Consider the following 26327-nt stretch of genomic DNA (forward strand, 5'->3'; position numbering starts at 1 on the left):
TCCCGCCGCGCCCCGCCGGTCAAGTTGACAAGCCCAGGGGGCGCGGCTATCCTTAACCCCGCTGCTTTTTCGAGGGCGGCAATCACCAGAATGGTCCGGTAGTGTAGCGGTTAGCATATCTGCCTGTCACGCAGAAGGTCGCGGGTTCAAATCCCGTCCGGACCGCCAAGGCCTTCCTCAGGGGGGGCGCGGCTAGGTAGCTCAGCTGGTAGAGCAAACGACTGAAAATCGTTGGGTCGCCGGTTCAAGTCCGGCCCTGGCCACCACGAACAAGAAACCTCCGACTAGATCGGGGGTTTCTTGCTTTGTTGTACCTGAGTCTACCCTCAAAAACAGAGTGCATAACAGGCCGTATAACGCCTCAATCGCACGCTCGTACACAGGGCAAACACGGGGAAAAACGGGCACGGTAGGTTCAACGATTCGGCTCCGACGAAGGAGATATGCATGGAACACCTTCGTCAGTCCGTCACCGACTTCATCCGCGATGGAGAACGTCGGCTTTCACCCGCCACCATCCTGTACTACCGCTCTGCACTGGCGGCCTTCCTCGATTACTGCGAGACGCAGGGCGTCCAGCTGGTCTCGGGGGTCACGCGTCCCCTTATCCGGGCCTACGCGGCGCAGCTTGACGGCACGATGGCCCCAGGCGGGGCACACGCCCGGCTGCGCGCCCTGCGGGTCTTCGTGAACTGGCTGGTGCGCGAAGAGCTGTTGAGCGGGAACCCGCTGCCACACCACCTCTTCCCGAAGGTGCCGCAGCCGGAACTGGCCGTCATCACTGAAGGGGACATGGCCGCGCTGCTGACCCAGGCGGCCACCACACGCCGGCCCCTGCGTGACCGGGCCATGCTGCTCACCCTCTTCGACACCGGCCTGCGCGCCTCGGAGCTGTGCGGCCTGCACCTCGACCACCTGTTGCCGGACAGCACCCTGTACGTCCGGCTGGGCAAGGGGGCCAAGGATCGCCGCGTCCCCATCAGCAAGCCCACCCGCCGCGCCCTGCAGGCGTACATCCAGAAGGAGCGTCCCGACTCGGAGAGCACCCAGCTCTTCCTGTCCCGTGGCGCGCAGCCCCTGACGGCCAGCGGCCTGCTGCAGCACCTCGTCGACCTGTGCGCGGCCGCTGGCCTGCCCCACAAGACCCCGCACGCCTTCCGGCGCGGTTTCGCCGTGTCGTTCATCAAGCACGGCGCTGATCTGGTGCGCCTGCGGGACGTGCTCGGCCATACCAGCATCGCCATGTCGGCCCGCTACGCCGTCATGTCGTCCGAAGACCTCAAAGAGCTTCACCAGACCGCCTCGCCCGTGCAGCACATGGCCGGGCGCAAGAAAGGAGGCCGCTGATGGCCCAGATAGACAGCCACTTCGAGGCGTTCCTGGCCGAGCGCCGGCAGCAGCAGCTCAGCCCAGCTGGGGAGCGGTTGTTCCGCGACGCCTGGACAGTCTTCCGCCGCCTCCCCGGCTCATACAGGGCCGACCCTGCGGCCATCCGCGCCGTCCTCCGTCCCGACCGCCGCTGGGGGCGTCACGACCTCTACAGGCTCGCCCGTGGCCTGTCCCAGATCCTGACCTGGCTGCGAGACCGGCGGGTCATCCCGGCGTCCCTCGACCTGACCTCGCCCTCCCCACGGAGCGTCATGGGGCCTCAACTGCTTACCGATCCAAGCATCGCGCGGCTGCTCCGGAGGGTGGACGACCTGGGGGTGCGGACGCTCGCCTATCTCGTCTACCACACCGGCCTGCGCGCCCAGACGCTGATCACTATGAAGCGGGAGCACGTCAACCTCGCCACCCGCACGCTGACCGTGCCCGGACGGGACGGCGGGCCGGACGTGCAGGTTGGCTTTAGCCAGGCGGCCGGGGATGCCCTGCGCCTGTGGTTCCTCCGGCGCCGGAAGAACGCGCTCTACCTCTTCCACGACGCCACTGCCATGCCTCTGACCCTGCGCTATGCGTCCAGGGTTCTCCGACAGGCCGGGGCCACCGTGGGGCTGCCGGCCATCGGCTTCGGCGAATTGCAGTACAGCCACCTCCGGCTGCTGGCGCTGCGCTTCCCCGAGGTCGACGAGACCCTGATCGAAGCCCGGCTCCACCAGCCGTTCCGATTGCACTCCCTGCGCCTTCCCTACTTGCTGTACCTCGCTGGCGAGCCCCGCGGCGCCCACGACGTTCTCAGCATGACCAAAGGAGTTCCCCGATGAAGATTCGCCAGCCCAGTCACGTTCAGCCCACTTACAGCAACTTCACCGTTCTCGATTCCCGGCGCGGGGAGGTGATCCTCAACCTGTGCTTCGCCGAGGGCGACGCTCAGAGTTCATCGGCGACCGTCGTGCACAAAGTGGTGCTACAGACCGCCAATTTCGCCCGGCTCGTTCAGCTCGGTCAGGAACTCATCGAGGCCGACGCCGTGCGGTACGGTGACCTGCCCTAATGGGGCGAGATGGGGCCAGGTGTTGACCCGAAATCGCCTTTCCTGCAGCGCGACCTCCTAGCCTCACCAGGGTACCCTTCTCAAAAAGAAATACCCCCCGGCCCTAGATTGTGGGGCGAGCCACCAGACAGCCCCCCCGGCCTTGATCCGGCCAGGCTTCGAGCCCGCACCCACGCTCGAAGGTCGACCATCCGGAAGGGCGTCGTGCGCCTGAACGACAATATGCCCAGAGTGCTCCGTAGGATGGAGATAGCCGAGGTTCCGGACGCGGAACTGAGGCTCCGAGGATCAGCACCACCTGCAGACTTGCTCCGGCGTGCCGGCGCTGCCGCGCCGTAGAGACGAGGACGGTCGCGCCACATCACGACAGCTGTGCATCCAGCACCTGGCACCACCGACTTCCTCAACCCGCACAGGATCTGAGGTGGCATGGGGCTGGGCCCGACGGCTGGCTGCTGCCGCAGCCCAGATGTGAAGGTGCATTCCCTGTCAGGCACAGTGCCGGGCCAGGGAGGAGTCGGCACTCGGCGGTGTGGTACTCCGGTAGATGATCGGCGCTGCCGCGCCGTAGGGGAGGGGGTGCTGGGGTTCGGCACTGTCCGCTGTCCTCGCCCGACAGGGCGTGGGGGAGGTTCCCGTCAGGGAGCCGACCCCTGTGTTGCATCCCTGAGAGGTCTCCACCTGTCCTCGTCCAGCCCTCCACTCCGTTGCAGGCTGAACTCGGAGCGCTTCGCGCACGCCGGGTCAGTCCTCTAGTCTTTTCGCCGTCATGCCGTTTCAGCCAGCTGGACGCGCAGATCACACCATGCCAGCTGGTCGTCGTCATCCATACCAACCCAGCCAGGTTCTCGCTTAGGAGCCCATGTTCACAGCCCTCTCAGTACAAGTCCCATTCACCGTCAGCACCATCCTCCCCGTCTCTACGGCGCGGCAGCGCCTACGTGTCTCTCTAGGAGTTATCCCTGAGGGGGCCACAAGATGACCTCACCAATGGGCACCCTCGATTTCGACCTGCCGACCACCTATGAAGTCCAGGTTCTCCGCGCTCCGACTGGTTCCAAGAAGAGCCGCCTGAGCCGGGAAAAGATCGCCCAGGCCTTCAAGAGTGGGGCGTTGAAGCGCGTCATCTGGGCTGTTCACTCCACCCTGAAGAACGATTCGCTCGCCTTCGAGGCGAGCCAGCATTTCAAGGAGGTGGGCGTCGACGCCGTGACCCTGGCCGCCTGGGACGACACGAAGCCCCGGAAGTACCATGCCCAGCTGGCCTGGCCGCAGACGCCGCAGGTCAAGATTGTCAGCTTCGCGCATCTGCCGTTCATCTACGGCCGCAGCCAGACCCTTCGTAAGCTTGATGCGGAACTGCTGGTGATCGACGAGCTGCCCATGACCGGCCTGGTGCATCCAGCCAGAATGTCGATCAAGGAGATGGGCCAAATCGCGTCGTGCGGGGGTGGCCCCCTGGCGCTCCGGTTGATCGGCCTGATGTCCAAGCGGCTCGATCAGCCAGACTCTGCGTTCACAGAAGATCTCGCCGCCGATCCCCGGGGCATCACCCGTCGCCGGTATTTCACCGGGAAGGACTTCCTGCAGAGCGTCGGGAACGGCCTCACCGATGCCGACTGGGATGCCTTCGGGCAGGCGCTGGACGGGTTCAAGCCCTTTACAGATCAAATGTGGTTCACCTCCGAGTGGTTGGCGGCCTTCCGGGCAGACGTTGAGGCTGGACAGGACAGTGGCCGCTTCGGCTTGACCTGGGCCGTACGAAACGGCGTCCTGACTGAGCCGCCCGTGTTCTATTCCTCGACGCTGACCCCACTCGCTGATCTCCCGCCCACACTGGTGCTGGACGCTTACGCTGATCCTGGGCTGTATCAGGCTCTCTTCCCCAACCAGCAGGTCAGGCTGATCGATAGGGGCCGCAATCCGCCTCTGCAGATCGAGCTGGCTCCGGAGCTGAAGCTCTACCGGCTGCACATGGGCCGGGAAAGCGCGAACTGCCACCGGCGGCACATCGCGGAGGAGATCCTTCTGCTTCACCGCGACTCCGGCCTGAAGGTCGTGCTGCTGGTCGATAAGGCTTTCAGAAAGTCTGGGAGCCCGTGGCAGCTGGCCCTGACTGAAGCGTCACGGCACCTGGGCATTCCCGTGCCGCCGGCCCTGCACCATTTTGCAGGTCGCGGCAAGAACGAGTTCGATGGCCATCTGGTGGTGGCGCTGTCCCTGGCGGCGCTGCCCAATAGCCACCACGTCATCGACCTCGCCGCGCTCTACCCCTACTCTCCGGCCCGGCGCAAGGCCATGCACCGGGCCCTAATGAGGGCTGAGCGACTGCAGATGTACAACCGTGGCCGGCAGCCCACCAGCGGCCAGCGCATCATCAGCGCCTTCGATCCAGAACTTCCCAAACACCAGTGCATCACCAGCCTCTACAAACCGGCTCTGCCGTTCACCAAGCAGAGCGATAACCCCCGCTGGGAACACGCCATGCAGGTGGTCACTCGGGAGCTGGTCACGGCGCTGGGTGGTGTCCCACGGGCGTTTTTGGGGGTTCTCGGGCTGATCCGGGTGAACTTTGGAAAGGGAGAAAAGGCAGCGGCCCACAGCCAAGCGCTGCGCGCTGCTGTGCGGGCGTCCACGCTGCAGCCTGACTCACAGCTGGCCCAGTGGCTGCATCTCGACTACCTGCCGAGCTTCCGGGACGTCAAGCCGTACCGCAAGAAGGATGGTCGCGTCACTGACGTTCTGAACGGATTCCACCTGGCCACGTCCGGATATCAGCATGACTTCCCCTACCAGCAAGAGCGGATCAAGACCCAGATCTGGGTTCCAGCGGACGGCGATGAACTAGCTGTATTGCGCCGTGCTTACCCTGGATAGAAGCAACATGGCCTGAATCCGGTCACCCCGCTGCCAAATCGTGCGGCGGGGTGGTGTTTTATCAACTCGTTTCCGAATAGGTGAGTGCGAGGGTGGTCTTCCGGCCCCGAATTCGCCCTCCACCCTCTGCCGCCGCAAAAGGAGCCTGTCGTGCCCTTCTATCAACGTATTCGCGCCACCTTCTCGATCCGGGCGGCGAACCACCTCTTCCGCCAGACGATGGCCGAAGCTCTGCACGCCGCTGGCCTGGATGACCACCAGATCGCTGACACCCTCTCCGTGACCGTCCGGAGCGTCCGGAACTACCGCCGGGCGGCCGACCTGCCGGTGAACCGCAAACGCCGGAGCGTCAGGTGAGCCGAGGGCTGTCTTTGAGCGACCAGCAGCGCCTGGTCAACCTGCACCGTCAGGGCCTGCTCAACGCCGACCTGGCGAAGGAGCTGAACCTGTCGCTGGCCACGGTCAAGCGCTGGAAGAAGCGCCTGCAGCTGGGCGTGAACTGCCCGGATAACCTGCTGGGTCGGCAGGGCGAGCGCTTCGTGCTGGCCGAGGCTGGCCGCCTGAGTCTGCCGGCCAGCCATTCCGGCCCGCATCACCACCCCTACGACCTGATGATCGCCGGGCAGCGTGTCGACGTCAAAACGGCGTCCTACAGCCCGGCCTACTCGGGCTGGCGATTCCGGCTTCCCAGAGAGCGTTCCAGCTTCTACAGCAGCGCCCGGCGCACCCCGAAGGCCTACGAGCGCGACTGCGACTGGCTGGCCCTGGTCGGGCTGAGCCGCGTGGAGCGCGTGCCGGCCTTCCTGCACTTCGTCCGCCCGGCCGCCACCCTCACCAACGTCACGCTGCACCCGGCCGACTTCCCCGGTGGCTTTACGGCCAACTGGGGAGACACCGACCTCACCACGTCCCTCCGCCCGGCCGCCTGAGGGCGTGCCACCTTTCATCTCTTCCCGTCATCATGGCGGGGAGAGATCTCCGTAGTCCCGAGGAGTCCCCCATGATCACCCCCACACAGCAGCGCGCCATCGAGCAGGCCCACGCTGCCGGCCTGAACAACCCGGAGATCGCCGCCCAGACCGGCCTGTCGGTCTCCACCGTCAAGCGCTACCGCGCAAAATCGAACCTCGGCGGTAACGGCCTGGTGCAGCAGCTGGCCCGCTTCGGCGTGCAGCACGTCACGGACACCGCCCGCCAGCTCGGCCTGACGGTGGAGATGCCCGCGTCCGGTGCCCGGCATGACCTGCTGATCCAGGGCCGCCGCGTCGACGTGAAGGCGGCTGGCATGGTCTTGTCGCCGGCGCAGACGCCCTCGCCGCGCTGGCAGTTCTGGTTCAAGTCGTCGCGCAGAGAGGAGATGGAGGAGTACGACTACGCCCTCGATCAGTGGCGGGACGCCGAGGTCGTGATCTGCGTGTGCTGTCCACAGGTGCCGTACCGGCCGGTGGCCTACCTCTACGAGGCCTACCAGCTCCCCAAGACGCTGACCTTCGGCCGCCACGGCGTTCACGACTACGCCCATGAACGCTGGGGGCTGCTTGGGAGCGTGCGCGCGTAACGGGGTGACGGTGCCAGCTGGCTGTCGTTCCCCCCACTTCCTTCAGGCCACATCAAGCCGCGCTGTGCCGTAGTTGAGCCCGCTGCCGTAGCGAGGCGTTGCTAGACTTCCGGAACCGGCAGAGCGAACGATTTAGGGCTGCCTCGGAGGGGCATGACACCGGAACAACGCGCCAGGATGGAAATCGACCGGCAGCTGGTCGCTGCTGGATGGGTCATACAGGACTACCGCAGCGCCAACCTCTTCGCTCAGGATGGCGTGGCCCTGCGGGAAGTGCCCACGGCCGCTGGCCCCTGCGACTACATGCTGTTCTTCCAGCGCAAGGCCGTGGGCATCATCGAGGCCAAGCCCGAGGGCACCTCGCTTATCGGGGTCAGCGAGCAGACGGACAAGTACGCCACCGGCCTACCGCCCCAGTTAAAGAGGGTGGGCGACCCGCTGCCCTTCGCCTATGAAGCCAACGGCGTCGAGGTGCAGTTCCGCGACCGGCGCGACCCCGACAGCCGCTCCCGGCTGATTTTCGCTTTCCACCGGCCCGAGACCTTGGGAGCCTGGGCACGGGAACGAAGCACGCTGCGCGCCCGCCTTCGTGGCCTGCCCCCCCTGGCCCGCACCGGCTTCCGTGACGCCCAGTTCGAGGCCATCGGCAAGCTGGAAACGTCGATGGCCGCAGATCGTCCGCGCGCCCTGATCCAGATGACGATGGGCAGCGGCAAGAGTTATACGGCCGTGGCGAGCAGCTACCGGCTGCTGAAGTTCGGGGGTGCCCGCCGCATCCTCTTTCTGGTAGACCGCGGCAACCTGGGCGATCAGGCCATGGGCGAGTTCACCAACTTCACCACCCCGGACGATGGCCGCAAGTTCACCGAGCTGTATAACGTGCAGAATCTGAAGTCCAACCGCATCGACCCGGACGCGGCAGTGGTCATCACGACCATCCAGCGCCTGTATTCCATCCTGCGGGGCGAGGAGGAATTCGACCCCGGCAACGAGGAGCGCAGCGTGTTCGAGCTGGGAGGTGACAGCCCTGAGGAGCGCACGGTCGTCTACAACCCGCGGGTGCCGGTTGAGACCTTCGACTTCATGATCGCCGACGAGTGCCACCGCTCGATCTACGGCACGTGGCGGCAGGTGCTGGACTACTTCGACGCCTTCCTCACCGGTCTGACGGCCACGCCGGATGCCCGCACCATCGCCTTCTTCAACAGCAACCTGGTGATGGAATATGGGCACGAACGCGCGGTGGCCGACAAGGTGAACGTCAACTTCGACGTGTACCGCATCCGTACCCGCATCAGCGCCGAGGGGGCCCAGGTCGCCGCCGGGGAATACCTCGACTACAAGGATCGGCGCACGGGACGTAAGGAACTGCGCCAGCTGGCCGACGACTTCGAGTACGGCGCCGTTCAGCTCGACCGCAGCGTGGTCGCCACCGACCAGATCCGCACCATCCTCCGCGAATACAAGAACACGGTGCTGCCGCTGGTGTTCCCCGACCGCACCTACGTTCCCAAGACGCTGATCTTCGCCAAGAACGACCTGCACGCCGACGACATCGTGCGGATCGTGCGGGAAGAGTTCGGCCGGGGCAACGACTTCTGCAAGAAGATCACCTCGGGCGTCACGGGCGAGCGCACCGAGACCCTGATCCAGCAGTTCCGCAACGAGCACAACCCGCGCGTCGCCGTCACCGTGGACATGATCGCCACCGGCACGGACGTGAAGGCGCTGGAAGTGCTGCTGTTCATGCGGGACGTGAAGTCGCGCGGCTACTTCGACCAAATGAAGGGGCGCGGCACCCGCGTGATCTCCGACGACGAGCTGCGGAAGGTGAGCAGCGACGCCCGCGCCAAGGACTTCTTCCTGCTGGTGGACGCCGTGGGCGTGACTGAGCACGATCAGAGCGAGGCCCGGCCATTGGAACGCCAGCGCAGTGTGGCCTTGGACAAGCTGCTTCACAACGTTGGGCTGGGCGACACCAACGACGCCGCGCTGAGCAGCCTGGCCAGCCGGCTGGCACGCCTGGATCGGCATCTGAACCCTACCCAGCGTTCAGAGATCGAGACCCTGGCCGGGCAGCCTGTGGTCGCCCTGACCCGTGCCCTGCTGGACGCCACCAACCCCGACCTCGCCCGCCAGCAGGCCGAACAGCAGGCGGCGTCCAAAGGCCGCGCGGTAACTGAGGATGACGTGGAGGAGGCCAGTGAGGTGCTGCGCGACGCGGCGGCCCGGCCCTTTGCCGATCCCGCGCTGCGGAACCTGCTCACCGACACGGCCCGGCGCAACGAACTGGTGATCGACCAGCTCAGCCGCGACGAGGTGCTGCCCGGCGAGCACACGGTCCGAGAAGATGGCGAGGCCCTGGCCCGGCGCGTGGCCGAGGGGCGCGTGCAGAACTTCAGGGCCTTCATCGAGGCCCACAAGGACGACATTGACGCGCTGAGCATCCTCTACTCGCAGCCCTACGGGCGACGCCGGGTCACCTACCGTCAGATCCGGGAACTGAGCCGTGCCCTGGAACGCCACGACGCGCACCTGACCCCGGAACGGCTTTACGAGGACTACGCGACCCTGGACTCCGAGCACGTCCAGGGCCAGCTGGCCCGCCGGATGCTGGCCGATCTGGTGGCGCTGGTGCGCTTCGCCATCGGGCAGGCGCGGGTGCTAGAACCTTTCGGCCATACCGTCCAGCAGCGCTTCGACCGCTGGCTGGCTGATCAAGAGGAGGCCGGCCGGGCCTTTACCGACGAGCAGCGGCGCTGGCTGACCCTGATCCGTGACCGGGTGGGCACTGACCTGGCAGCGGGAGAGCGCGATCTGAACGACGTGCCCTTCAACGAGCTGGGCGGCCTGACCCGCGCCCGCCAGCTGTTCGGGGCCGAGGAGCTGGGCCGTCTGCTGGATGAACTGACGGACGTGCTGGCCGCCTAAGGATTGATGTCTGAGAGAATAGCGTGATGAGCGTAGTACAAGATCAGTCGCTAGATGATGTTCTGCCTGTCGGTTGGTGTATGGCCACTTTGGGCGACGTGGGCCAGTACATCAATGGACGGGGTTTCAAATCAAATGAGTGGGGGACTGTCGGGCGGCCCATTCTACGTATCCAGAATCTCACTGGAAGCCGATCAGCACTGAACAGGTTTGATGGTGAGGTGGAGCCCCGTCACGTCGTCCAAGATGGAACTTTGTTGATTTCCTGGGCAGCAACCCTCGGTGCATACATTTATAAAGGGGAAGAAGCTGCGCTGAACCAACATATATTCAAGGTCGTTCCCTTCATCGACAAGTGGTTTCTCTACTATGGCGTCCTGCATTACATTCAACTTCTGAAAGTTCAATCCAGAGGCAGCGGAATGCAGCATGTTACGAAGGGCGACTTTGAGGCTACACCCTTCCCTGTTCCCCCACCTCCCGAGCAGCACCGCATCGTCAACAAGATCGAGGAATTGTTCGGCAAGCTAGATGCCGGTGTGGCCGAGCTGAAGCGCACGCAGGGCCTGTTGAGACGCTACCGCCAAAGCCTGCTGCACGCGGCGGTCACGGGGGAACTGACACGGGAGTGGCGGGACGATCATGGGACTGACCATCCCGATGCTGAGTCTGCCGAACATTTGTTGGGACGTATCTTGGCCGAGCGACGTGACCGCTGGGTTGCCGAGGGGAAGAAGGGCGTGTACAAGGAGCCGGCTGCGCCGGACATCACTGGGTTGCCAGAGCTGCCGGCGGGGTGGGTCTGGGCCACTCTTCCGCAGATAGGAGAACTGGGCCGCGGAAAGTCAAAGCACCGCCCGAGAAATGCGCCTCATCTTTTCGATGGCACATACCCCTTTATTCAAACTGGCGAGGTCAGACTCTCGGGGGGGATCAATTAGGTCATACCATAAAACCTATAATGAATCGGGTTTAGAGCAAAGCAGATTATGGCCAGCCGGAACTTTGTGTATAACGATTGCGGCTAATATTGCAGAAACTGGCATTCTTACCTTCCCAGCCTGCTTTCCTGATAGTATAGTTGGATTTATACCAAGTTGTGAAAATATTAAAGCAGAATTTTATGAACACTTTATTCGCTCGCAGAAAGCGAAAATTGAGCGCTATGCCCCTGCAACTGCCCAACGGAATATCAACTTGGACATCCTAGGCAGTATTGCTGTTCCTGTTCCGCCTGCCGATGAGCAAACTTACCTCGTCGCTGAGGTTGAGCGCCGCCTCTCGATCCTCGATAACATGGGAATCACAGTCGCCGCCGAATTGAAGCGGGCCGAGGCCACGCGTCAGAGCATCCTGCACCGAGCCTTCACGGGCCAGCTGGTGCCCCAAGATCCGACCGATGAGCCAGCCAGTGTGCTGCTGGAACGAATCCAGGCCGAGAAGGTGAAGGCTGGCGCGCAGGCCATCCGGGATGGGGCAGGCCGGCGTGGTCGGCCCCGAAAGAACACGAATCAACCCGCACTCTTGGAGACCCCATGACTACCGTCAACCCTGCCCAACTCGTCGCCCGCGTATGGAGCCTGGCCCACGTCCTTCGCAACGATGGCGTGGGCTATGGCGACTACCTCGAACAGATCACCTTCCTGCTTTTCCTGAAGATGGCGGGCGAGATGAAGGGGCAGCCCGACGCTCCGGAGGTGCCCGAGGCGTACAGCTGGGGGCAGTTGAACGCCTTGACCGGCACCGACCTGGAAATCCAGTATCGCCGTACCCTGGAAGAGCTGGCGAGAGAGCCGGGTCTGCTGGGGGTCATCTTTCGCAAGGCTCAGAGCAAGATCAATGACCCGGCGACGCTGCGCCGGGTGGTCACCCTGATTGACCAGCAGCAGTGGTCGGGCCTGCCCTTCGACGTGAAGGGCGAAATCTATGAGGGCCTGCTGCAAAAGAATGCCGAGGACGTGAAAGGCGGAGCAGGGCAATACTTCACGCCTCGGCCCCTGATCGACGCCATGGTGGAGGTGATGCAGCCCAGGCCGGGTGAGACCATCGCCGATCCGGCCTGCGGGACAGCGGGCTTCCTGCTGGCTGCACGGGAGTACATCGTGCGGCACTACCAGCTCGATCCTGACGAACGCGAAGACCTGCGGGAACGCACCTTTTACGGCGCGGACATCGTGGACAGCGTGGTACGGCTGGCGGCCATGAACATGTTCCTGCACGGCATTGGTGGTCAGGCGACCCCGGTGGAGCGCGTGGACAGCCTGGCGCAGCCGCCGTCGCGTGCGGTAGATATCGTGCTGGCGAACCCACCGTTCGGCGTCAAGGGCGCGCTGGTGGATCTCGATGACGAGGGCAACGCCGTGCGCCAGCAGCAGACCTACAGCCGCACGGACTTTATTGCCAAGACCAGCAACAAGCAGCTGAACTTTTTGCAGCACATCCTGTCCATGGTAAAGGTAGGCGGCCGGGCAGCGGTTGTGGTGCCGGACGGCGTTCTATTTGAAGGGGGTGCGGGAGAGATGATCCGCCGCCGACTGCTGCGAGACTGCAATCTTCATACGATCCTGCGCCTGCCCACGGGCATCTTTTACAAACCCGGCGTCAAGGCCAATGTGCTGTTTTTCGAGCGAGGGCCGAGCGGCGAGGAGTTTCGCACCTCGGCTGTGTGGGTCTACGACCTCCGCACCAATAAGCACTTCACGTTGAAGACCAGACCACTGCGCGCCGACGACCTGCGCGACTTCGTGGCCGCCTACAGTGCCGATAACCCGAGTGCCCGCAAAGAGGGGGAGCGGTTCAAGAAGTTCACCCTCAACGAATTGCTAGCCCGCGACAAGCTCAGCCTCGACATCTTCTGGCTTAGAGACGACAGCCTGGAAGAAGGCAGCGACCTGCCCGCACCGGGCATCCTGGCCGCCGAGATTGTCGAGAGCCTGGAAGCGGCACTCGAAGAGTTCCGGGAAGTTGCGAGCGAGTTGGAGCAGCCTGCAGCGATCGCCTGAGTATTAGCGCAGCAATCCGAAAATGGCTAGACCTAGGGCCAGAACGAGCAGAATCTGTAGTGTCTTCAACTGGGCCTGCAGTCGTTTGTGGGCAGCGTCCTGTGAATGCAACTGCTTTTTGAGGCTGGCGATGACGGCCACTTGTTCATCGAGCTGATCAAGACGGTTTGTATTCCCCTTCACCTGCTCGCCGAGCGTAGTTAGGGCGGTGTGTGAAGCAGCCTGCGTAAGGCGCGTCTGCTGAGAAAGTTCAGCAAGCCGTGCTCCTTGTTCCTCTGTCTTTGTCCGTGTTTCGGTCAGGGCCACGCCATGTTCCTGGGTCACTTGGCGTAATCTGTTCACAGTCAATTCCTGATGTTGAATGGAGCGGCGAAAGTCACCATGTAAGGTGCGACCCTCAGTGATGACTTCACCCAGCTGCACCTGCTCTTTGGTCATGGCTTCGTATTGCTGCGCCATGTCCTCGAAGCGGGAGCGGACAGCAACTAGGTGCTGGATCTGCTCAGCCGTGCCCCGGATCATATCCAGCGCGGCTTGCGCCTCGGCAGCGATCTCGTCGACGTCGGTTACTTTTCTGCTTCGGGTGTTGATTTGGGTCATGCCGTTACTCCGAACGATTCAGCCAGCTGCTGCAGGGGGGCGATGGTTTCTTGTAGGGCTTCATGCACGGTTTGAACTTGGCGCAGGCGGCGGACAGTCTTGATGAGGGTGTGTTGCTGGGACTGCTCACCGAAGAGGGTGAGCGCTTCTGTCTCTATCCAGCGGAGACCTGCAGGCGTGTCGTACTTACCGCCCCTTTCTGTGATCCATCCGAAGGCCTCTTCGGGCTGCACCCGCTTGGCGGTGTCGTAAAACAGTCGCTGCGCGTCCTCGCCAGCGCCGGTGCGAACGGCCTCGGTGTATCCCATCGCCAACTGGTTAAACGCTGCGTCCTCAGAGCCGTGACGCTTGGCCCGGAGTGCCCCTGCCAGGAAAAGAGCGGAGAGATTCGAGGGATCATGTTCCAGCTGGTGGGAGGCTCGGGCGCTCAATCCAATGACGGCACCGTGCCGATCGGCCAGGTCGACGAGGCTTACCAGAGCTAAAGGGTCAAAATGTTCCATGACCTCCGGCAGAAGCCGGGTGATCTCGTCCAGATTGGCATCCTTCGGCGCAACGACAGCGTTCTTCCGCTGGAAGTTGAGATCGGGCACACAGACGTCGCAAAACCCGCAGTTATAGTCGTCTGGCAGATGATCAACCGAGTCGAAAATCGAGCGGATGATGACGCGGCGGCAAACGCGCTTCTTGGCCTCTGGCGGCCGCGCGTATTCCAGCTCGTTGGTCAGCATCTGGTAGCGCATCCGCTGGATGCGGTCATACACCACGTTCACTAGAACGATCAGCGCACGGTGCAATGTGGATTCTGCGGTGCTCTGCGAACCGCCAGTCTGGTGATCGGGAGAGGTATCAAGGCCAGCACGCTGGCAGAGATACTGAACCGCCTGGTATGGCAGGTCGAGGTCACGCTGCAAATGCTCCGTCAAGCGATGGAGCACAATCGATTTCGTCCACGGCAGGCGCTCAACCTCGAAACTCACCGTCCGGCGCGCCTTATATTCGAGGGTGTAGGAGCCGACCACGCAGAGCTGCTGCAGGCGGAACAATGCCATCTGCGCGGTCTTGACTTCCTCGTCCTTCCACAGTTGGAACACAGGGCCCTCCGCCAGCTTGGGCAGCAAACCTGTAGCGGCGGCCACGTCCTGCTCTACGCCTGGATAGCTGCTTTTAACGAAGTGGGCCTGACGGCCATAGTCGCACAACGGCTTCAGCCCGAAAGGGCACTTGTGAAATTTGAGGTTGCCGGCGTCGGAGACGCATGGAGGTTCTTCTGCGGCTTTCAGGTGGCGTTGGTAGCACTCTTCAGCAGGCGGCTGGTAGATCAGGGCGGCGTGCGAATGCTCACCGTCACGTCCGGCCCGACCAGCTTCCTGATAGAAGCCTTCAAGGCCGCTGGACAGAGCGTGGTGAACGACAAAGCGGATGTTTCGCTTGTCGATGCCCATGCCGTAGCCCTTGGTGGCGACCAGCAAGGGGAATTGACTGTCCTGAAATGCGTCCTGCCGGGCGAGCAGCTTGGTCTCCCAGTCTTTGTCTGTAACGATGTCGCGATCTGAAAACATCGCGCCACAGTCAAGGCAGCGTCCGCCGTAGCGTGCCATCACCCCAGCAGCCTCTAACTCCTTGGCGCTGGCCGAGACGTATACGGCTGACCCACAGTCCGGGCAGCTGGTCGGGGCTGTGCTGGCGTGCACACTGATCAGATCCGGGTCGTGAACAATACGCCTCTGCAACTGCTTGGAGATGGCATGTACCCCCTCTTCCAGAGTGGTCTTGCCATGGGTGTTTGCGTAGACTGCAAAGATTACCCCGGCGTGTGGGTAAGTATTGCGCGGCTGCAAAGGCATGAATTCACGAAACGGAATGTGCAGGGCAGCTGGAATAACTTTCTCGATGACGTGCGCCAGAAGATCAGCCTTGTTCGAGTGCGTCGCTCCCAGCGGGTGAACGGAGAGACTAATGTTCGTACGGTCGCTGCTGGCCAGCTGCTCAACGTTCTGTTCCGAAAGCCCCAGGACTCGTAGCACGTCCTTACGCACAGGCTCTGAAGCAGTCGCTGTCAGGCCGATGATAGGAACAGGTCGCCCCGACGCTTCCTGAAGCATCTCCCTCAATCTCCGGATCTGCAGGTAAGCAGGTCTGAAGTCGTGGCCCCATTCGGAGACACAGTGCGCCTCGTCAATGATCAGCGCGCCGACTGGGGTGCGATTCATGGACGCACGTAACTCTTCGGCGAATCCCTTGATCTGCAGTCGCTCGGGCGACACGTACAAGAGGCGAAAAGCGTGGGTGCGGAAGCCTTCGAGCTTCTGACTCTTCGCCGCCGTCGAGTCGGTGCTGGTGATCGCCTCAACGCTCACCAAGCCCTGACGATGCAGGCTGTGCACCTGATCGCGGATGAGTGCCTTCAGGGGACTGATAACCAGCGAGGTGCGTGGAATCAGCATGGCGAACAGCTGGAACACCAGTGATTTCCCAAAGCCAGTGGGCAGCAGTCCTAGGCCAGATTCCTGGCGTAAAGCGCGTTGAATGAGTTTGACCTGCTCGGGTTTAAGTTCTGGGACGTTGAAAAAGCGCCGGGTGAAGTAATCGAGCAGATCCCGGTCGACGTGAATAGGCTGAGCATCTAGCGGTGGGTTCGCGCCGTATCTGGCACGGGACATATTTGCCAGAGCAGTCATCTGCCGCGGCAGCATGACATCCCCTTCAACAGTGGCCTGCCGAGGCAATACGATGATCGCGTCTTCAGGCATGGTCTCGCTTTCGAGCCAGCTGAGATCGAGCCTCGACCGTAGTGGATCGGGCTCTATGGCGTGGGGATCGAGGGCATCGCCTAGGTATTCCGTCAATAGTGTGCGGTACAGTGTGGGATCTGTGGGCTTCCGAATGGCAATCGTCAAGCGCGGCAGCCGCAAGGGCAAGTCGTACATCGCAGCCACACGCTCGGCTGCGCTAATCAGATCCAGTAGAGCCAGTGGCAGGGTAGACAACTGGGCTCCATGGTCGACTAGCGTGACGTCTGTTCGATTCTCTTCCTCCCACAGGTGGAAGAGTTCGAGGAGTGCCAGTTGGCTTTCTTGGAATGCTGACGGGAAGGTGTCCAGCAGCGCGTCGATTCGACGCAGATTGATCGATCCCGCCTGGGGTGAGTGGGCATAGCGGTTGTGGCAGACCTTGCTCAGCACGTCATCGTGAAGTGCCAGGTTATTGAGTACGGCTTCAGCGCGCCCTGAGCGGATGTCGGCAACTGAGAAGGGAAGATATGTAAACCCAGCTGCACTCAGATTCCGCTGGCGACCCTTCTCGTCGTCGAACGTTTCACTGGAAATGAAATTTTGGCCGTGGTAGCGCTGCCCCTCGACTTCCAGGGCGTATCTCCGACTGCCCCGGAGTACGAAGTCAACTCTTCGCCTCTTGTTCTCGGAATCCTTAAACGGCTCTTGGGGCGTCAGCAACGACAACCCATCAAGTCCCAAGGAAGGCATGAATGCCTCTTCCAAGAAGAGCCGCTCGGCATAGTGTTCATCCTGGCCATACTCAGGCTTCCCAAGGTCATGACGCTCAATAAAGTCCGACAGGCTGGTGTAGTCACCGGCATCCTTCCGGGCTGTGCGATCCCGCAATTGGTTTGGACGGTCAATGAGGAGCTTCCAGTCCGTCACTCTTTCAAAAGCCCCTTCTGCATAGAGCAGGGGCGTCTGCTGCGTTTGGACAGAGATGAGATCGGGAGCAAGCTTGTGCGCTGTCCGGAGCACTGCTGAACGAAGTGGGGCAGGGAGTGCCCCCAGAGGTTGCTGGGTGGTGGTTCCCAATGTGGTCATGCCCCCGACGGCATGAACCAGAGACCACAAGGAGGACGAAGACATGTAGGGGCCAACGTAGCAATGCAGGGCGCCCTCCTATGGCGCAAAACTCCATCCCGACCATTTAGGTTCCCTGAAGTTTACGGAGGTGGTGATCCCTCCACCGCCCTCAGCCATCGAACGTTTTGGCGGCCATGATCTCAGCCCACGTCAAGCCGTTTGAGGTACCCGACCGTAACATGTGGTCTGAATTCCCCAGCTTGGGCTTGAACTGGCCAAACTCACCCCGTACACTCGTAACGTCGGAGCAGAAAATCGTGCGTTGGCAAAAACCAGAACCGAGAAAACACCGTCCCAGACGGTGTTAAGCTCAGCTGGTAGAGCAAACGACTGAAAATCGTTGGGTCGCCGGTTCAAGTCCGGCCCTGGCCACCACGTACAGAACATCCCCCGACTCACTCGGGGGATGTTCCTTTGGCTTCGCGCTCGCCCGCGACCAGCGCCCTCCTGCCTCACCTTCCGGGGCCTCAGCTTCCGGGCACGGCCCGGGGCTCTGGCGCCAGCACCGCCAGCACGAGTTCGGCGAAGAGGCCGTTGGCCCAGCCGAACCACTCGCGCGTGAAGGTCGCGGGGTCGTCGGGGTGGAAACTCTCGTGCATCAGGCGGGTGCCGGCGGTGGTCGAGACCAGCATGTCCAGCGCAGCGCGGCGCTCGGCGGCGTCGGTGGCGGTCAGGCCGGCCATGGCGAGGCCGATCGGCCAGACGTGCCCGGCCGGCGTGTGGGGGCTACCGACCCCCTGGGCGAAGGCCCCGCGCGCGAAGTAGGGATTGGCGGGGCTCAGGACGAAGCGCCGGGTGGCCCGGTAGGTGGGGTCGTCCGCGCTCAGGTAGCCCAGGTACGGCGCGGAGAGCAGGCTGGGCACGTTGGCGTCGTCCATCAGGACGTGGTGGCCCCGCCCGTCGGTCTCGTAGGCGTACAGGCGGCCGAAGTCCGGGTGCGAGACCACCGCGTGCTCCTCGATCGCCGCGCGGATCTCGTGGCCCAGGGCGCGGCACACGGCGGCCAGTTCCGGGTCGTCCAGCCGCCCGGCCAGCTCCGCCGCGTGCGCGAGTTCCACAGCGGCCATCATGTTGCCGGGCACGTGGTAGTTGAGTTCGCAGGCGTCGTCGCTGGGCCGGAAGGCGCTCCAGATCAGGCCGCAGGGCGCGGTCGGGTGGCCCCGGCCCCCGGCGGGCAGGTTGTCGGTCGCCGGCACCTCGCCGGGGCGCCAGAAGCGGTAGGCGCTGCGTTCGTCGTGGCGCTGCTCGGTGTGCATCACCTCCAGGATCACCCGCAGGGCGCTCAGGAAGTCGCCGCGCAGCGGCTCCAGGTCGCCCGTGTGCCGCCAGTAGCCGTGCGCGAGCCGGATGGGGTAGCACAGCGAGTCGAGTTCGAACTTGCGCTCCCACACCAGCGGGTGGCGCGGCGGCTGGTCGCCGGCGTGGCCCGCCCCGCTGGGGGCGGCGTTGAAGGCGTTGGCGTAGGGATCGGTGAGCAGCTGCCGCGCCTGCTGCCGGATCACGCCGGCCAGCAGCTCGCGCAGCGGCGGGTCGCCGGCGCACAGCGGCAGGTAGGGCCAGACCTGCGCGGCGGCGTCGCGCAGCCACATGGCGGGGATATCTCCGGTGATCACGAAGGTGCCGCCGGGCCCCGGCTGCAGGGCGGTCTCCAGGCTGTTGGGCAGGCAGCGGGCGAAGGTGAGGGCGACCTCGGGCTGCTGGGCGAAGGCCTGCTCGACCTCGCGGATCAGGGCGTGGACGCTGTGCATGGGGTTCCTCTCGGGGGCGGCTATTTGCTGCCGGTGAAGGCGATGGACGAGGTGAAGTAGCGCTGGGCGAACACGAAGACCGCCAGCACCGGCAGCGAGACCACCACCGAGGCGGCCATGAGGGGGCCGTAGTCGGTGGTGTGGTTGAAGCTGAAGGCCTGCAGGCCCATCTGCACGGTCGCCATGTTGGGGTCGTTGAAGACGATCAGCGGCCACAGGAACAGGTTCCAGCCGGCCTGGAAGGTGAAGATGCCCAGGGTCGCCAGGGCCGGGCGGCACAGCGGCAGGTACAGGCTCCAGAAGATCCGCCACTCCGAGGCGCCGTCCACCCGCCCGGCGTCCATCAGGTCGTCCGGCAGGGTGCGGAAGAACTGGCGCATGAAGAACACCGCGAAGGCCCCCGAGGCGCCGGGCAGCACCACCGCCCAGTAGGTGTTCAGCAGCCCGAAGCCGCCGCGCCCGAACAGGTCGTTGCCGCCCGCGAGCGGAAAGCCCCGCAGGATCAGGAAGCTGGGGATCAGGGTGATGATGCCCGGCACCAGCAGCGAGGCGAGCTTCACGCGGAAGAGCCACTCGCGCCCCGGAAACCTCAGGCGCGCGAAGGCGTAGCCCGCCAGCGACCCCAGCAGCAGGTTGGCCGCCACCCCGAGCGTGGCCATCGAGAAGGAGTTCAGGAAATAGCGGCCGAAGGGCACGGTGGTGAAGGCCCGCGCGTAGTGCTCCAGCGTGACGCGCTGCGGCCACCACTGTACGGGGTCGCGGAAGATGTCGGCGTCGGGCTTGAGCGAGGTGACCAGCATCCAGTAGAAGGGCAGCGCCATCACGAGCGCCACCAGCGTCAGGCCGCCGTAGAAGAGCAGGTCGCCCAGCACGGCCAGCGGGCGGGGGCGGCGCCGTCTCAGGCCCGCTGCGCTCATGAGAGCCCCGAGTCGCGGTTCAGGCGCAGGTTCGCCACGCTGACCACCAGGATCGCCAGCGCCAGCACGAAGGCCTGCGCGCTGGCGTAGCCCATCTGCAGCTGCGTGAAGCCGTTCTGGTAGATCTGGTACACGGCGGTGGTGGTCGCGTAGCCCGGCCCCCCCTGGGTCATGACGTAGGCCTGGTCGAACAGCTGGAAGGCGCCGATCAGGGACATGAAGGTCACGAAGAAGGTCGTGGTGGCCAGCAGCGGCACGGTCAGGTAGCGGAACTGCTGCCAGGGCGAGGCGCCGTCGAGCGCGGCGGCCTCGTACAGCTCGCGCGGGATGCCCGAGAGCCCCGCGAGGTAGATGATGATGTTGCCGCCCAGCCCCTGCCAGAGGGTCACGAAGACGATGGCGTACAGGGCGGTGTCGGAGTTCGCCAGCCAGGCCGGGCCGCGGAGGCCCACCGCCGCGAGCAGCTGGTTGACCACCCCGTAGTCGCGCTGCAGCATCCACGACCAGACGGTCGCGCCGGCCACGCTGGAGGTCACCGACGGCAGGTAGAAGAGCGTGCGGAACACCACCATGCCGGGCTTGGGACGCCGCAGCGCCAGCGCCAGCCCCAGCGCGCACAGCACCATGCTGGGCAGGTACAGCAGCGCGTAGACCCCCACGTTGCGCACGCCCCGCCAGAACAGCGCGTCGCTCAGCAGCCGCTCGTAGTTCGCCAGCCCCACCCAGCGGATCGGCGTCAGGATGTCGTAGCGCGAGAAGCTCAGCACGAAGGCGGCGAACACCGGCAGCACGGTAAACACCAGGAACAGCAGCATGGTCGGCGTGATGAACAGCGCGGCGGCCCGGCCCTCGGCCCGCAGCAGCCGGGAGCGGCGCCGGGGCGCGCGGGCGAGCGGCGAACCCAGCGGCGTGTGCTGCGGTGTGTGCTGGACGGTCATGGTGGGGAACCTCCGGGGGTGGGGGCGCTGGGGGCCGGGGGGCGGGCGGCGGGGGGCGGGGCCGTGGAGGCGCCCGGCACCAGCGCGTACGGCACGTACTCGCGCTGCGGCGTGGGCTGGCCGTCCAGGCGGGCCAGCGCCAGCGCCACCGCCCGGCGCCCGATGGCGTTCTCGCCCTGGCGGATGTGCGTGAAGTCGGGCCCGCCCAGCGGGCTGCCCGCCGCGTCGAAACAGGACACCGACACGTCCTGCGGCACCTGCAGGCCCAGCCCTCGCAGGACGTGGGTCACGGTCAGGGCGAGGTTGTATTCGGCCACCACGAAGGCCGTGACCCCCGGCGCGCGGGCGATGAACTCCCGCAGCCGCAGCACGTCGTCCTGCACGTTGCCGGGTTCCAGGTGCAGCGGCAGGGTGCTCTGCAGCGCGTGCAGGACGAGTTCCTGGCGCAGCCCCAGCCCGGCGGCCGCCAGCGCCGCGCCGTAGCCGGCGAAGCGGTCTTCCAGCGAGGTCGTGTGCTCGATGGGCGGCGACACGAAGGCGACGTCGCGGTGCCCCAGCGAGAGCAGGTGCGCGGTCAGTTCCTGCGCGGCGGCCACGTTGTCGGTCACCACGCTGGGGGCCGGGATGCCGCGCAGGTAGCGGTCGACCAGCACCAGCGGGTAGCCGTCCAGCACCGCCTGCAGCAGCGCCGGGTTGTAGTGCTCGCCGTGCACCGGAAAGACGATCAGCGCGCCCGCCCCGGCACGCCGCAGGGCGGCGACCCCGGCTTCCTCGGCCTGGCGCTCGCCGTAGCTGCGGCGCAGCAGCAGGTGGTGGCCGCGGGCGGTGCATTCCTCCTCGACCCCGCGCACGAGTTCCAGGCCGTAGGCGTCCGCGAAGTCCGGCAGCAGCAGCCCGATGGTCGCCAGCGTGACGCCCCCGCTGGAGGCTGGCAGCCCCAGCTCGGCGCGTGCCCGCTCCAGATCCGGCAGCGCGCTGCGCACGAAGGTGCCGCGCCCCCGCGCCCGCTCCACGATGCCCGCCTGCGCCAGCAGGTCGAGCGCCCGGCGGGTCGTGACCCGGCTGACCGAGAAGCGGCGGGCCAGCTCGACCTCGCCGGGCACCCGGCTGCCGGCCCGCAGCTGTCCGGCGCGGACTTCCTCCAGAAGCTGGGCCATCACGTGGGCGTAGCGCAGGCCGGTCATGAGCCAGTGTGCTCCGCCGGGGCACCGGGGCGCAGCGTCCCGGCCGGGGAGCCGGCCTCCAGGGCGGCCAGGCTGCCCAGCAGCGTCACCCCGCTGAGCGCCGCGCCGAGTTCCAGCGCACCCGCCGGCGCTGCCCCCCAGTCGGGGCCCGACAGGCCGCCGGGGGAGAGGTGGCGCAGGGCCGCCCCGGCGCCCGCCTCCAGTAGCGCCCGCACCTCCGGGGCCAGGGCCGGGTCGTGGCGGGCGAGCAGGCTCAGGTACCGCGCCAGGATGCCCTTGAACAGGCCGCCGTCGCCCGGGCCCTCGGCGGGGAAGACCGGCCCGTAGCGCCCGGCGGCGGCGCGGGCGGTGCGGCGGGCCTGCTCCAGAAAGGGAGTCTCGCCGGTCGCCCGCCACAGCTCGGTTCCCGCCCCGATCACCGTGCCCTCGTTGTAGGTGTAGGCCCAGTCGAGGTCCGTGGCGCCGTCGCCCCGGCGGTTCACGCCGTCCCAGACCACGCCGCTGTGGGGGTCGACCAGCGTGTCCAGCAGCCAGTCCCAGACCCGGCGGGCGAAGGCCAGATCCGCCGGGTCGCCGTGCCGGCGGAAGAGCCGCGCCCCGAGCAGCGCGGCCGGCGCGTTGGCGGGCGTGTTCTTGTACTCCGGCTGCGTCCGCCGCCAGGCCACGCCGCCGCCCTGGGCGGGGTTCCAGCCCTGGCGGATGTCGGTCCACAGCGCCCGGCACCCGTCCAGCCAGACCCCCTCGCCGGTGGCCGCGTGCAGGCGCTCCAGGGCCAGCGCCATCCACAGCATGTCGTCGTAGAACTCGTTGTGCAGCGTGCCGCCCTGGGCACGCCGGACGCCGGCCACCAGGGTGCGGGCCCGCCGCAGGTGGGTGTCGCCGCCCCGCGCGTGGGCGTCGAGCAGGGCGTCCAGCGCGTGCGCCTGCCACCAGTAGTGCAGGGGATCGCCGGCGGGCCGCCCCTCGTGCGTGCGGTACAGACCGGCGGCCTCGTCCCAGAACGTCCGGTCGAGGGCCGCCTGGGCCTGAGCCGCCTGAACCCGCCAGCTCACAGGGCTCCCGGTCTCACAGCGGCTCCAGCACCACGGCGTCGAGGTTGAGCCAGCCGGCGTCCTGCGGGCCGAAGAGCACCTGCACGGTGGAGGCCCCGGCCGGCAGGGTCAGGGGCACGCTCACGCTGGCCCAGGTCTGCCAGTCGGGGGTGGCGGGCAGCTTGAGCAGCGCCTTGCTTCCGTTGACGTCCAGGCGCCGCGAGGCCCAGCCCCCGCCCGCCGAGTAGCGCACCCGCGCCCGGTACCGCCCGGCCCTGGGCGCGTTCACCGTGAAGGCCACCCCCTGCCCGAGCGTGTGGAAGTCGTTCACGTAGCCGCGCCCGGAGTGGCCCGGCGCCCGGTCGCTGCTCTCCACGCCCAGGCGGCGGGCGTTCTCGGCCTCGTAGCGGCCGTCGGCCCAGGGCACCCCGGCGGGCTGCGGGCCGGCCGCCAGCACCGCCGCCACCGCCGAGCCGGCGCTCAGGCTCTCCAGAGCGCCCGGTTCCAGCGGATCTGGGCCCGCCCCCTGGCCGGGGGGCGTGTCCCAGGCGGTGCCGGTCAGGCCGTCGGCGCGGCGGGCGTTCCAGGCGGCCTGGGCCTGCCGCGCCAGCGCCCGGGCGTAGGCCTCGCCACCGCTCTGAGCTGCCAGCTCCCGCAGCGCCCGCACGAAGACCCCCTTGAAGCCGCCGCCGTCGCCGGCACCCTCGTCGAGCAGCACGCCGTTCTGGGTCAGGTTGCGCAGCGCCCAGTCGGCGGCGTCCCGGGCGACCTGCAGGGCGGCCGGGTCGCCGCCGGTCTGCGCCATCGCCAGCCCGGCGTCCATCACGGCGCCGAAGTTGTAGGTGAAGTCCCAGCGGGTCACGGCGCCGCTGCCCTCGCCGCTCACGTGGTCGTACACGCGCGGGCCGTCGATCAGCCGCGAGCGCAGCCAGACCCAGCCCAGGCGGGCGCGCTGCAGGTACTCGGCCTCGCCGGTCGCGCGGTAGAGGCCCAGGTGGGTGGCGACCAGCGGGGCGTTGGTCGCCACGTTCTTCTGATCCTTCACGGAGCGGCGCCACCACACGCCGCCCCCGTAGGCCGAGTCCCAGCCCTGCCAGATGCGGTCGGCCAGCGCGCGGGCCCGCTCCAGGGCGGCCGGGTCGCCGCTCTGCTCGTGGGCCCGCAGCTCGGCCTGGGCCAGCCAGCCCAGGTCGTCGTTGTAGTCGTTGCCCGCCGGGTCGTAGTTCCGCAGGAACCCCGCCTGCACCTGCGCGGCGCTGGGGCCGGCCGGAGGGGTGGCCCCGGTACCGACCAGCCCCTCGGCCGCGTCCAGCGTCAGGCTGTAGAGCTGCGCCGCCCACCAGAAGTCGCTGTAGCGGCCGCCCTCGGGCCCGGAGCTGCGCTGCTCGCGCACCCGGCAGTCGCTGAAGGTGCAGAAGGCCCCCGCCTCGGCCCGCCAGTAGGCCCGGCTGAAGTCCCGCCACATGTCGGCCGGCTGAACCGGGGTCGGGGTTGCCGGGGTCTGGGCCGGCGCCGCCCCGGTCGCCGTGACCAGCAGCGCGCCGGTCACCGCCAGCTGCAGGGCCGCGCGCATCTCAGGGGGCCGCGTTCTCGCGCAGGATGCGGTCGCCGGCCTCCTGGGCCTTTTGCAGGGTGGTGCGGGCGTCCTGCTTGCCCTCCAGGAAGAGCTGCAGGTTGGGCACCACGGCGTTGCCCTCCATGGGCGGGTAGCCCGCCACGGTGGGGCGGATGCGCGCGAATTTCAGGGTCTCGGTCATGGGCTTCCAGAAGGGGTCGTTCTGGAAGTAGGGGTCGTTCACGGCGCGCAGGTTGCCGGGGATGTTGTTGCTGGTCTTGGCCCACAGCAGGGCGTTCTTCGGGTCGTTCAGCCACCACTTGATGAACGTCCAGGCGGCGTCTTTTTGCTTCGAGGCCTGCGGGATCGCCAGCCCGAACCCGCCCATCACGCTGCCGCGCGCCCCGGTCGGGCCGGCGGGCGGCGGGATGATCCCGAACTCCAGATCCTTGCCGTATTTGCGGTAGCCGTCGATGCTCCAGGGGCCGGTGTAGATCATGGCGGCCTTGCCGGTCACGAAGGGATCCTGCGCGTTCGCCTCGCCCTGGCCGAAGCCCAGCTCATAGACCTTGTTCTGGTTGATCATGCGGTTCCAGAAGTCCAGCACGCGCAGCCCCGCTTCCGAGTTGAAGGCGGTCTTGGTGCCGTCGGCGGTGAGCATGCTGCCGCCCGCCTGCTGCAGGTACATGTTGAAGAGCCCCGCGTCGTTCATCAGGAAACCCGTGCGGGTCAGCTTGCCACTGGCGTCGCGCTGGCTGAGCTTGATGGCCGCCTGCTCCAGCTGCGCCCAGGTGCGCGGCGGCTGCAGCCCGGCTTCCCGGAAGAGCTTCTTGTTGTAGAAGATCGCGCGGGCGTCCACCGTCAGGGGCAGGCCGTAGATGTTCTGGCCCGAGGACAGCTCCTTGACGGCTTCCGGATAGAAGTCGGCCAGCCGGATCTTGTCGCGGGTCAGGTAGGTGTTGATGGGCGCCAGCACGTTCTTCGGCGCGTACAGGGCGGTGCGGAAGCGGTCCCACACGATCACGTCGGGCACCTGTCCGGTGGTGGCGGCGGTCAGGAACTTGGTGATGATGTCCTGCTGCGGCACGTAGCGTACCCGCACCTGCGACTGCGAGGCGTTGAAGGCGTTCACCATGGTGTTGATCTGCTTCTCGCCGTCGCCCGTCCAGTCGCCCCAGAGCGTGATGGACGTCTGGGCGCCGGCCCACGACAGGCTGGCCCCGCACAGGGCGAGGGCAGCGCTGAGCGCGGCGCAGCGGGGCAGTGCCCGGGAAAGCAGCGCCTGGGGAAACGGTGACGAAGGAGCAAGGGAACGCTTCATGTCAGAACCACCGCTCATGCCAGAACCTCCGATCATGTCAGAACCTCCGCGAGGCGTGGCAGACGTCACCCGGGCACGCCCCCCGTGCGTGGGACGCCCTGACGGGACGCTCTTCGTCCGCCTGGATTGTTCGCTCTCGATGGCCGGAGTGTACGGTTGCCCTGACCTGACATGTCAACAGGACAACTCCGGGTCAGCTGTGGGCCAGGGGCGGCCCTGCGGCTGGGGCGGCGTCCGCTGACGGGGGCGGGGCGAGGTCGGTTGACTTTGCTTTCCGGGCGGGAGTATACCTGACCGGTACATCATCACAATTGCCCGACCAGTGCCCTAGAAGTGCCCGCCAGACCGCGCTTTCTCTGCTTCTCCCG

At 66.0% G+C, this 26327-nt stretch carries 20 protein-coding genes and 3 tRNA genes; 14 read left to right on the top strand and 9 right to left on the bottom strand.

Annotation, left to right across the window (positions count from 1 at the left end):
- Positions 1–92 precede the first annotated feature (92 nt).
- From CVO96_RS09945 to CVO96_RS10000, 13 genes are all read left to right on the top strand, one after another.
- A tRNA-Asp gene (locus CVO96_RS09945) sits at positions 93–168 on the top strand.
- Positions 169–190: 22 nt separating this feature from the next.
- Positions 191–266 (top strand) — tRNA-Phe (locus CVO96_RS09950).
- A gap of 181 nt (positions 267–447) precedes the next feature.
- Entirely contained in the window at positions 448–1347 is a 900-nt protein-coding gene (locus tag CVO96_RS09955; protein ID WP_103312093.1) for a tyrosine-type recombinase/integrase, read from the top strand.
- Positions 1347–2204, top strand: a complete 858-nt coding sequence (locus CVO96_RS09960) for a tyrosine-type recombinase/integrase (RefSeq protein ID WP_103312094.1) — start codon at positions 1347–1349, stop codon at positions 2202–2204. The genes CVO96_RS09955 and CVO96_RS09960 overlap by 1 nt, the downstream gene beginning before the upstream one ends.
- Entirely contained in the window at positions 2201–2434 is a 234-nt protein-coding gene (locus tag CVO96_RS09965; RefSeq protein WP_103312095.1) for a hypothetical protein, read from the top strand. Before CVO96_RS09960 ends, CVO96_RS09965 begins: the two co-directional genes overlap by 4 nt.
- 978 nt (positions 2435–3412) lie before the next feature.
- Complete coding sequence (locus tag CVO96_RS09970) at positions 3413–5311, top strand: hypothetical protein (RefSeq protein ID WP_133161781.1); 1899 nt, start codon at positions 3413–3415, stop codon at positions 5309–5311.
- A 150-nt stretch (positions 5312–5461) separates the two neighbouring features.
- Positions 5462–5668 (top strand): hypothetical protein, encoded by a 207-nt coding sequence (locus CVO96_RS09975; protein ID WP_103312097.1) that lies wholly within the window; start codon positions 5462–5464, stop codon positions 5666–5668.
- A gap of 14 nt (positions 5669–5682) precedes the next feature.
- On the top strand, positions 5683–6240 hold the full coding sequence (locus tag CVO96_RS09980) for a hypothetical protein (RefSeq protein WP_103312098.1): 558 nt from the start codon (positions 5683–5685) through the stop codon (positions 6238–6240).
- 71 nt (positions 6241–6311) lie between these two features.
- Positions 6312–6869 carry a sigma-70 region 4 domain-containing protein gene (locus CVO96_RS09985; protein ID WP_103312099.1) on the top strand — a complete coding sequence of 186 codons (558 nt, stop codon included), beginning with the start codon at positions 6312–6314 and terminating at the stop codon, positions 6867–6869.
- Between the two features lie 153 nt (positions 6870–7022).
- Positions 7023–9800, top strand: coding sequence for a type I restriction endonuclease subunit R (locus tag CVO96_RS09990; RefSeq protein ID WP_103312100.1), 2778 nt, complete (start codon positions 7023–7025; stop codon positions 9798–9800).
- 26 nt (positions 9801–9826) lie between these two features.
- Entirely contained in the window at positions 9827–10741 is a 915-nt protein-coding gene (locus tag CVO96_RS20750) for a restriction endonuclease subunit S (protein ID WP_133161782.1), read from the top strand.
- Positions 10683–11339 (top strand): restriction endonuclease subunit S, encoded by a 657-nt coding sequence (locus CVO96_RS20755; RefSeq protein ID WP_133161783.1) that lies wholly within the window; start codon positions 10683–10685, stop codon positions 11337–11339. The genes CVO96_RS20750 and CVO96_RS20755 overlap by 59 nt, the downstream gene beginning before the upstream one ends.
- The gene (locus CVO96_RS10000; RefSeq protein ID WP_103312101.1) at positions 11336–12802 is read left to right on the top strand and encodes a class I SAM-dependent DNA methyltransferase; all 1467 of its coding nucleotides are present in this window, start codon (positions 11336–11338) and stop codon (positions 12800–12802) included. The genes CVO96_RS20755 and CVO96_RS10000 overlap by 4 nt, the downstream gene beginning before the upstream one ends.
- A gap of 3 nt (positions 12803–12805) precedes the next feature.
- Here the strand turns inward: CVO96_RS10000 and CVO96_RS10005 are convergent, their stop codons facing one another.
- A complete protein-coding gene (locus tag CVO96_RS10005) occupies positions 12806–13402 on the bottom strand; it encodes a hypothetical protein (RefSeq protein ID WP_103312102.1) in 597 nt (198 codons plus the stop codon).
- Positions 13399–17223 (bottom strand): DEAD/DEAH box helicase, encoded by a 3825-nt coding sequence (locus CVO96_RS10010; protein WP_165795267.1) that lies wholly within the window; start codon positions 17221–17223, stop codon positions 13399–13401. The genes CVO96_RS10005 and CVO96_RS10010 overlap by 4 nt, the downstream gene beginning before the upstream one ends.
- Before the next feature lie 349 nt (positions 17224–17572).
- Here CVO96_RS10010 and CVO96_RS10015 point away from each other — a divergent pair.
- Positions 17573–17640, top strand: a tRNA-Phe gene (locus CVO96_RS10015).
- A gap of 92 nt (positions 17641–17732) precedes the next feature.
- On the opposite strand, the gene CVO96_RS10020 is transcribed toward CVO96_RS10015, so the two are convergent.
- From CVO96_RS10020 to CVO96_RS10050, 7 genes are read right to left on the bottom strand one after another with little or no spacing between them, the layout of a single operon-like run.
- Entirely contained in the window at positions 17733–19013 is a 1281-nt protein-coding gene (locus tag CVO96_RS10020) for a glycoside hydrolase family 125 protein (RefSeq protein ID WP_103312104.1), read from the bottom strand.
- Between the two features lie 20 nt (positions 19014–19033).
- Positions 19034–19930 carry a carbohydrate ABC transporter permease gene (locus CVO96_RS10025; RefSeq protein WP_103312105.1) on the bottom strand — a complete coding sequence of 299 codons (897 nt, stop codon included), beginning with the start codon at positions 19928–19930 and terminating at the stop codon, positions 19034–19036.
- A complete protein-coding gene (locus CVO96_RS10030) occupies positions 19927–20868 on the bottom strand; it encodes a carbohydrate ABC transporter permease (protein ID WP_103312106.1) in 942 nt (313 codons plus the stop codon). The genes CVO96_RS10025 and CVO96_RS10030 overlap by 4 nt, the downstream gene beginning before the upstream one ends.
- Complete coding sequence (locus CVO96_RS10035; RefSeq protein WP_103312107.1) at positions 20865–22052, bottom strand: GntR family transcriptional regulator; 1188 nt, start codon at positions 22050–22052, stop codon at positions 20865–20867. The genes CVO96_RS10030 and CVO96_RS10035 overlap by 4 nt, the downstream gene beginning before the upstream one ends.
- Positions 22049–23104, bottom strand: coding sequence for a glycoside hydrolase family 76 protein (locus tag CVO96_RS10040; RefSeq protein ID WP_103312108.1), 1056 nt, complete (start codon positions 23102–23104; stop codon positions 22049–22051). The genes CVO96_RS10035 and CVO96_RS10040 overlap by 4 nt, the downstream gene beginning before the upstream one ends.
- Positions 23105–23117: 13 nt before the next feature.
- The gene (locus CVO96_RS10045) at positions 23118–24656 is read right to left on the bottom strand and encodes a glycoside hydrolase family 76 protein (protein ID WP_103312109.1); all 1539 of its coding nucleotides are present in this window, start codon (positions 24654–24656) and stop codon (positions 23118–23120) included.
- Between the two features lies 1 nt (position 24657).
- Positions 24658–25959: an ABC transporter substrate-binding protein gene (locus CVO96_RS10050; protein ID WP_103312110.1), complete on the bottom strand. Its 1302-nt coding sequence runs from the start codon at positions 25957–25959 to the stop codon at positions 24658–24660.
- Between the last annotated feature and the right edge of the window lie 368 nt (positions 25960–26327).

Origin of the sequence: Deinococcus koreensis (assembly GCF_002901445.1) — a bacterium.
Classification (GTDB): Bacteria; Deinococcota; Deinococci; order Deinococcales; family Deinococcaceae; genus Deinococcus; species Deinococcus koreensis.

Coding starts and splice junctions, on each gene's coding strand:
- CVO96_RS09955 (WP_103312093.1), top strand. CDS start 448: ATGGAACACCTTCGTCAGTCCGTCACCGACTTCATCCGCGATGGAGAA.
- CVO96_RS09960 (WP_103312094.1), top strand. CDS start 1,347: ATGGCCCAGATAGACAGCCACTTCGAGGCGTTCCTGGCCGAGCGCCGG.
- CVO96_RS09965 (WP_103312095.1), top strand. CDS start 2,201: ATGAAGATTCGCCAGCCCAGTCACGTTCAGCCCACTTACAGCAACTTC.
- CVO96_RS09970 (WP_133161781.1), top strand. CDS start 3,413: ATGACCTCACCAATGGGCACCCTCGATTTCGACCTGCCGACCACCTAT.
- CVO96_RS09985 (WP_103312099.1), top strand. CDS start 6,312: ATGATCACCCCCACACAGCAGCGCGCCATCGAGCAGGCCCACGCTGCC.
- CVO96_RS09990 (WP_103312100.1), top strand. CDS start 7,023: ATGACACCGGAACAACGCGCCAGGATGGAAATCGACCGGCAGCTGGTC.
- CVO96_RS20750 (WP_133161782.1), top strand. CDS start 9,827: ATGAGCGTAGTACAAGATCAGTCGCTAGATGATGTTCTGCCTGTCGGT.
- CVO96_RS20755 (WP_133161783.1), top strand. CDS start 10,683: ATGGCACATACCCCTTTATTCAAACTGGCGAGGTCAGACTCTCGGGGG.
- CVO96_RS10000 (WP_103312101.1), top strand. CDS start 11,336: ATGACTACCGTCAACCCTGCCCAACTCGTCGCCCGCGTATGGAGCCTG.
- CVO96_RS10005 (WP_103312102.1), bottom strand. CDS start 13,402: ATGACCCAAATCAACACCCGAAGCAGAAAAGTAACCGACGTCGACGAG.
- CVO96_RS10010 (WP_165795267.1), bottom strand. CDS start 17,223: ATGACCACATTGGGAACCACCACCCAGCAACCTCTGGGGGCACTCCCT.
- CVO96_RS10020 (WP_103312104.1), bottom strand. CDS start 19,013: ATGCACAGCGTCCACGCCCTGATCCGCGAGGTCGAGCAGGCCTTCGCC.
- CVO96_RS10025 (WP_103312105.1), bottom strand. CDS start 19,930: ATGAGCGCAGCGGGCCTGAGACGGCGCCGCCCCCGCCCGCTGGCCGTG.
- CVO96_RS10030 (WP_103312106.1), bottom strand. CDS start 20,868: ATGACCGTCCAGCACACACCGCAGCACACGCCGCTGGGTTCGCCGCTC.
- CVO96_RS10035 (WP_103312107.1), bottom strand. CDS start 22,052: ATGACCGGCCTGCGCTACGCCCACGTGATGGCCCAGCTTCTGGAGGAA.
- CVO96_RS10045 (WP_103312109.1), bottom strand. CDS start 24,656: ATGCGCGCGGCCCTGCAGCTGGCGGTGACCGGCGCGCTGCTGGTCACG.
- CVO96_RS10050 (WP_103312110.1), bottom strand. CDS start 25,959: ATGAAGCGTTCCCTTGCTCCTTCGTCACCGTTTCCCCAGGCGCTGCTT.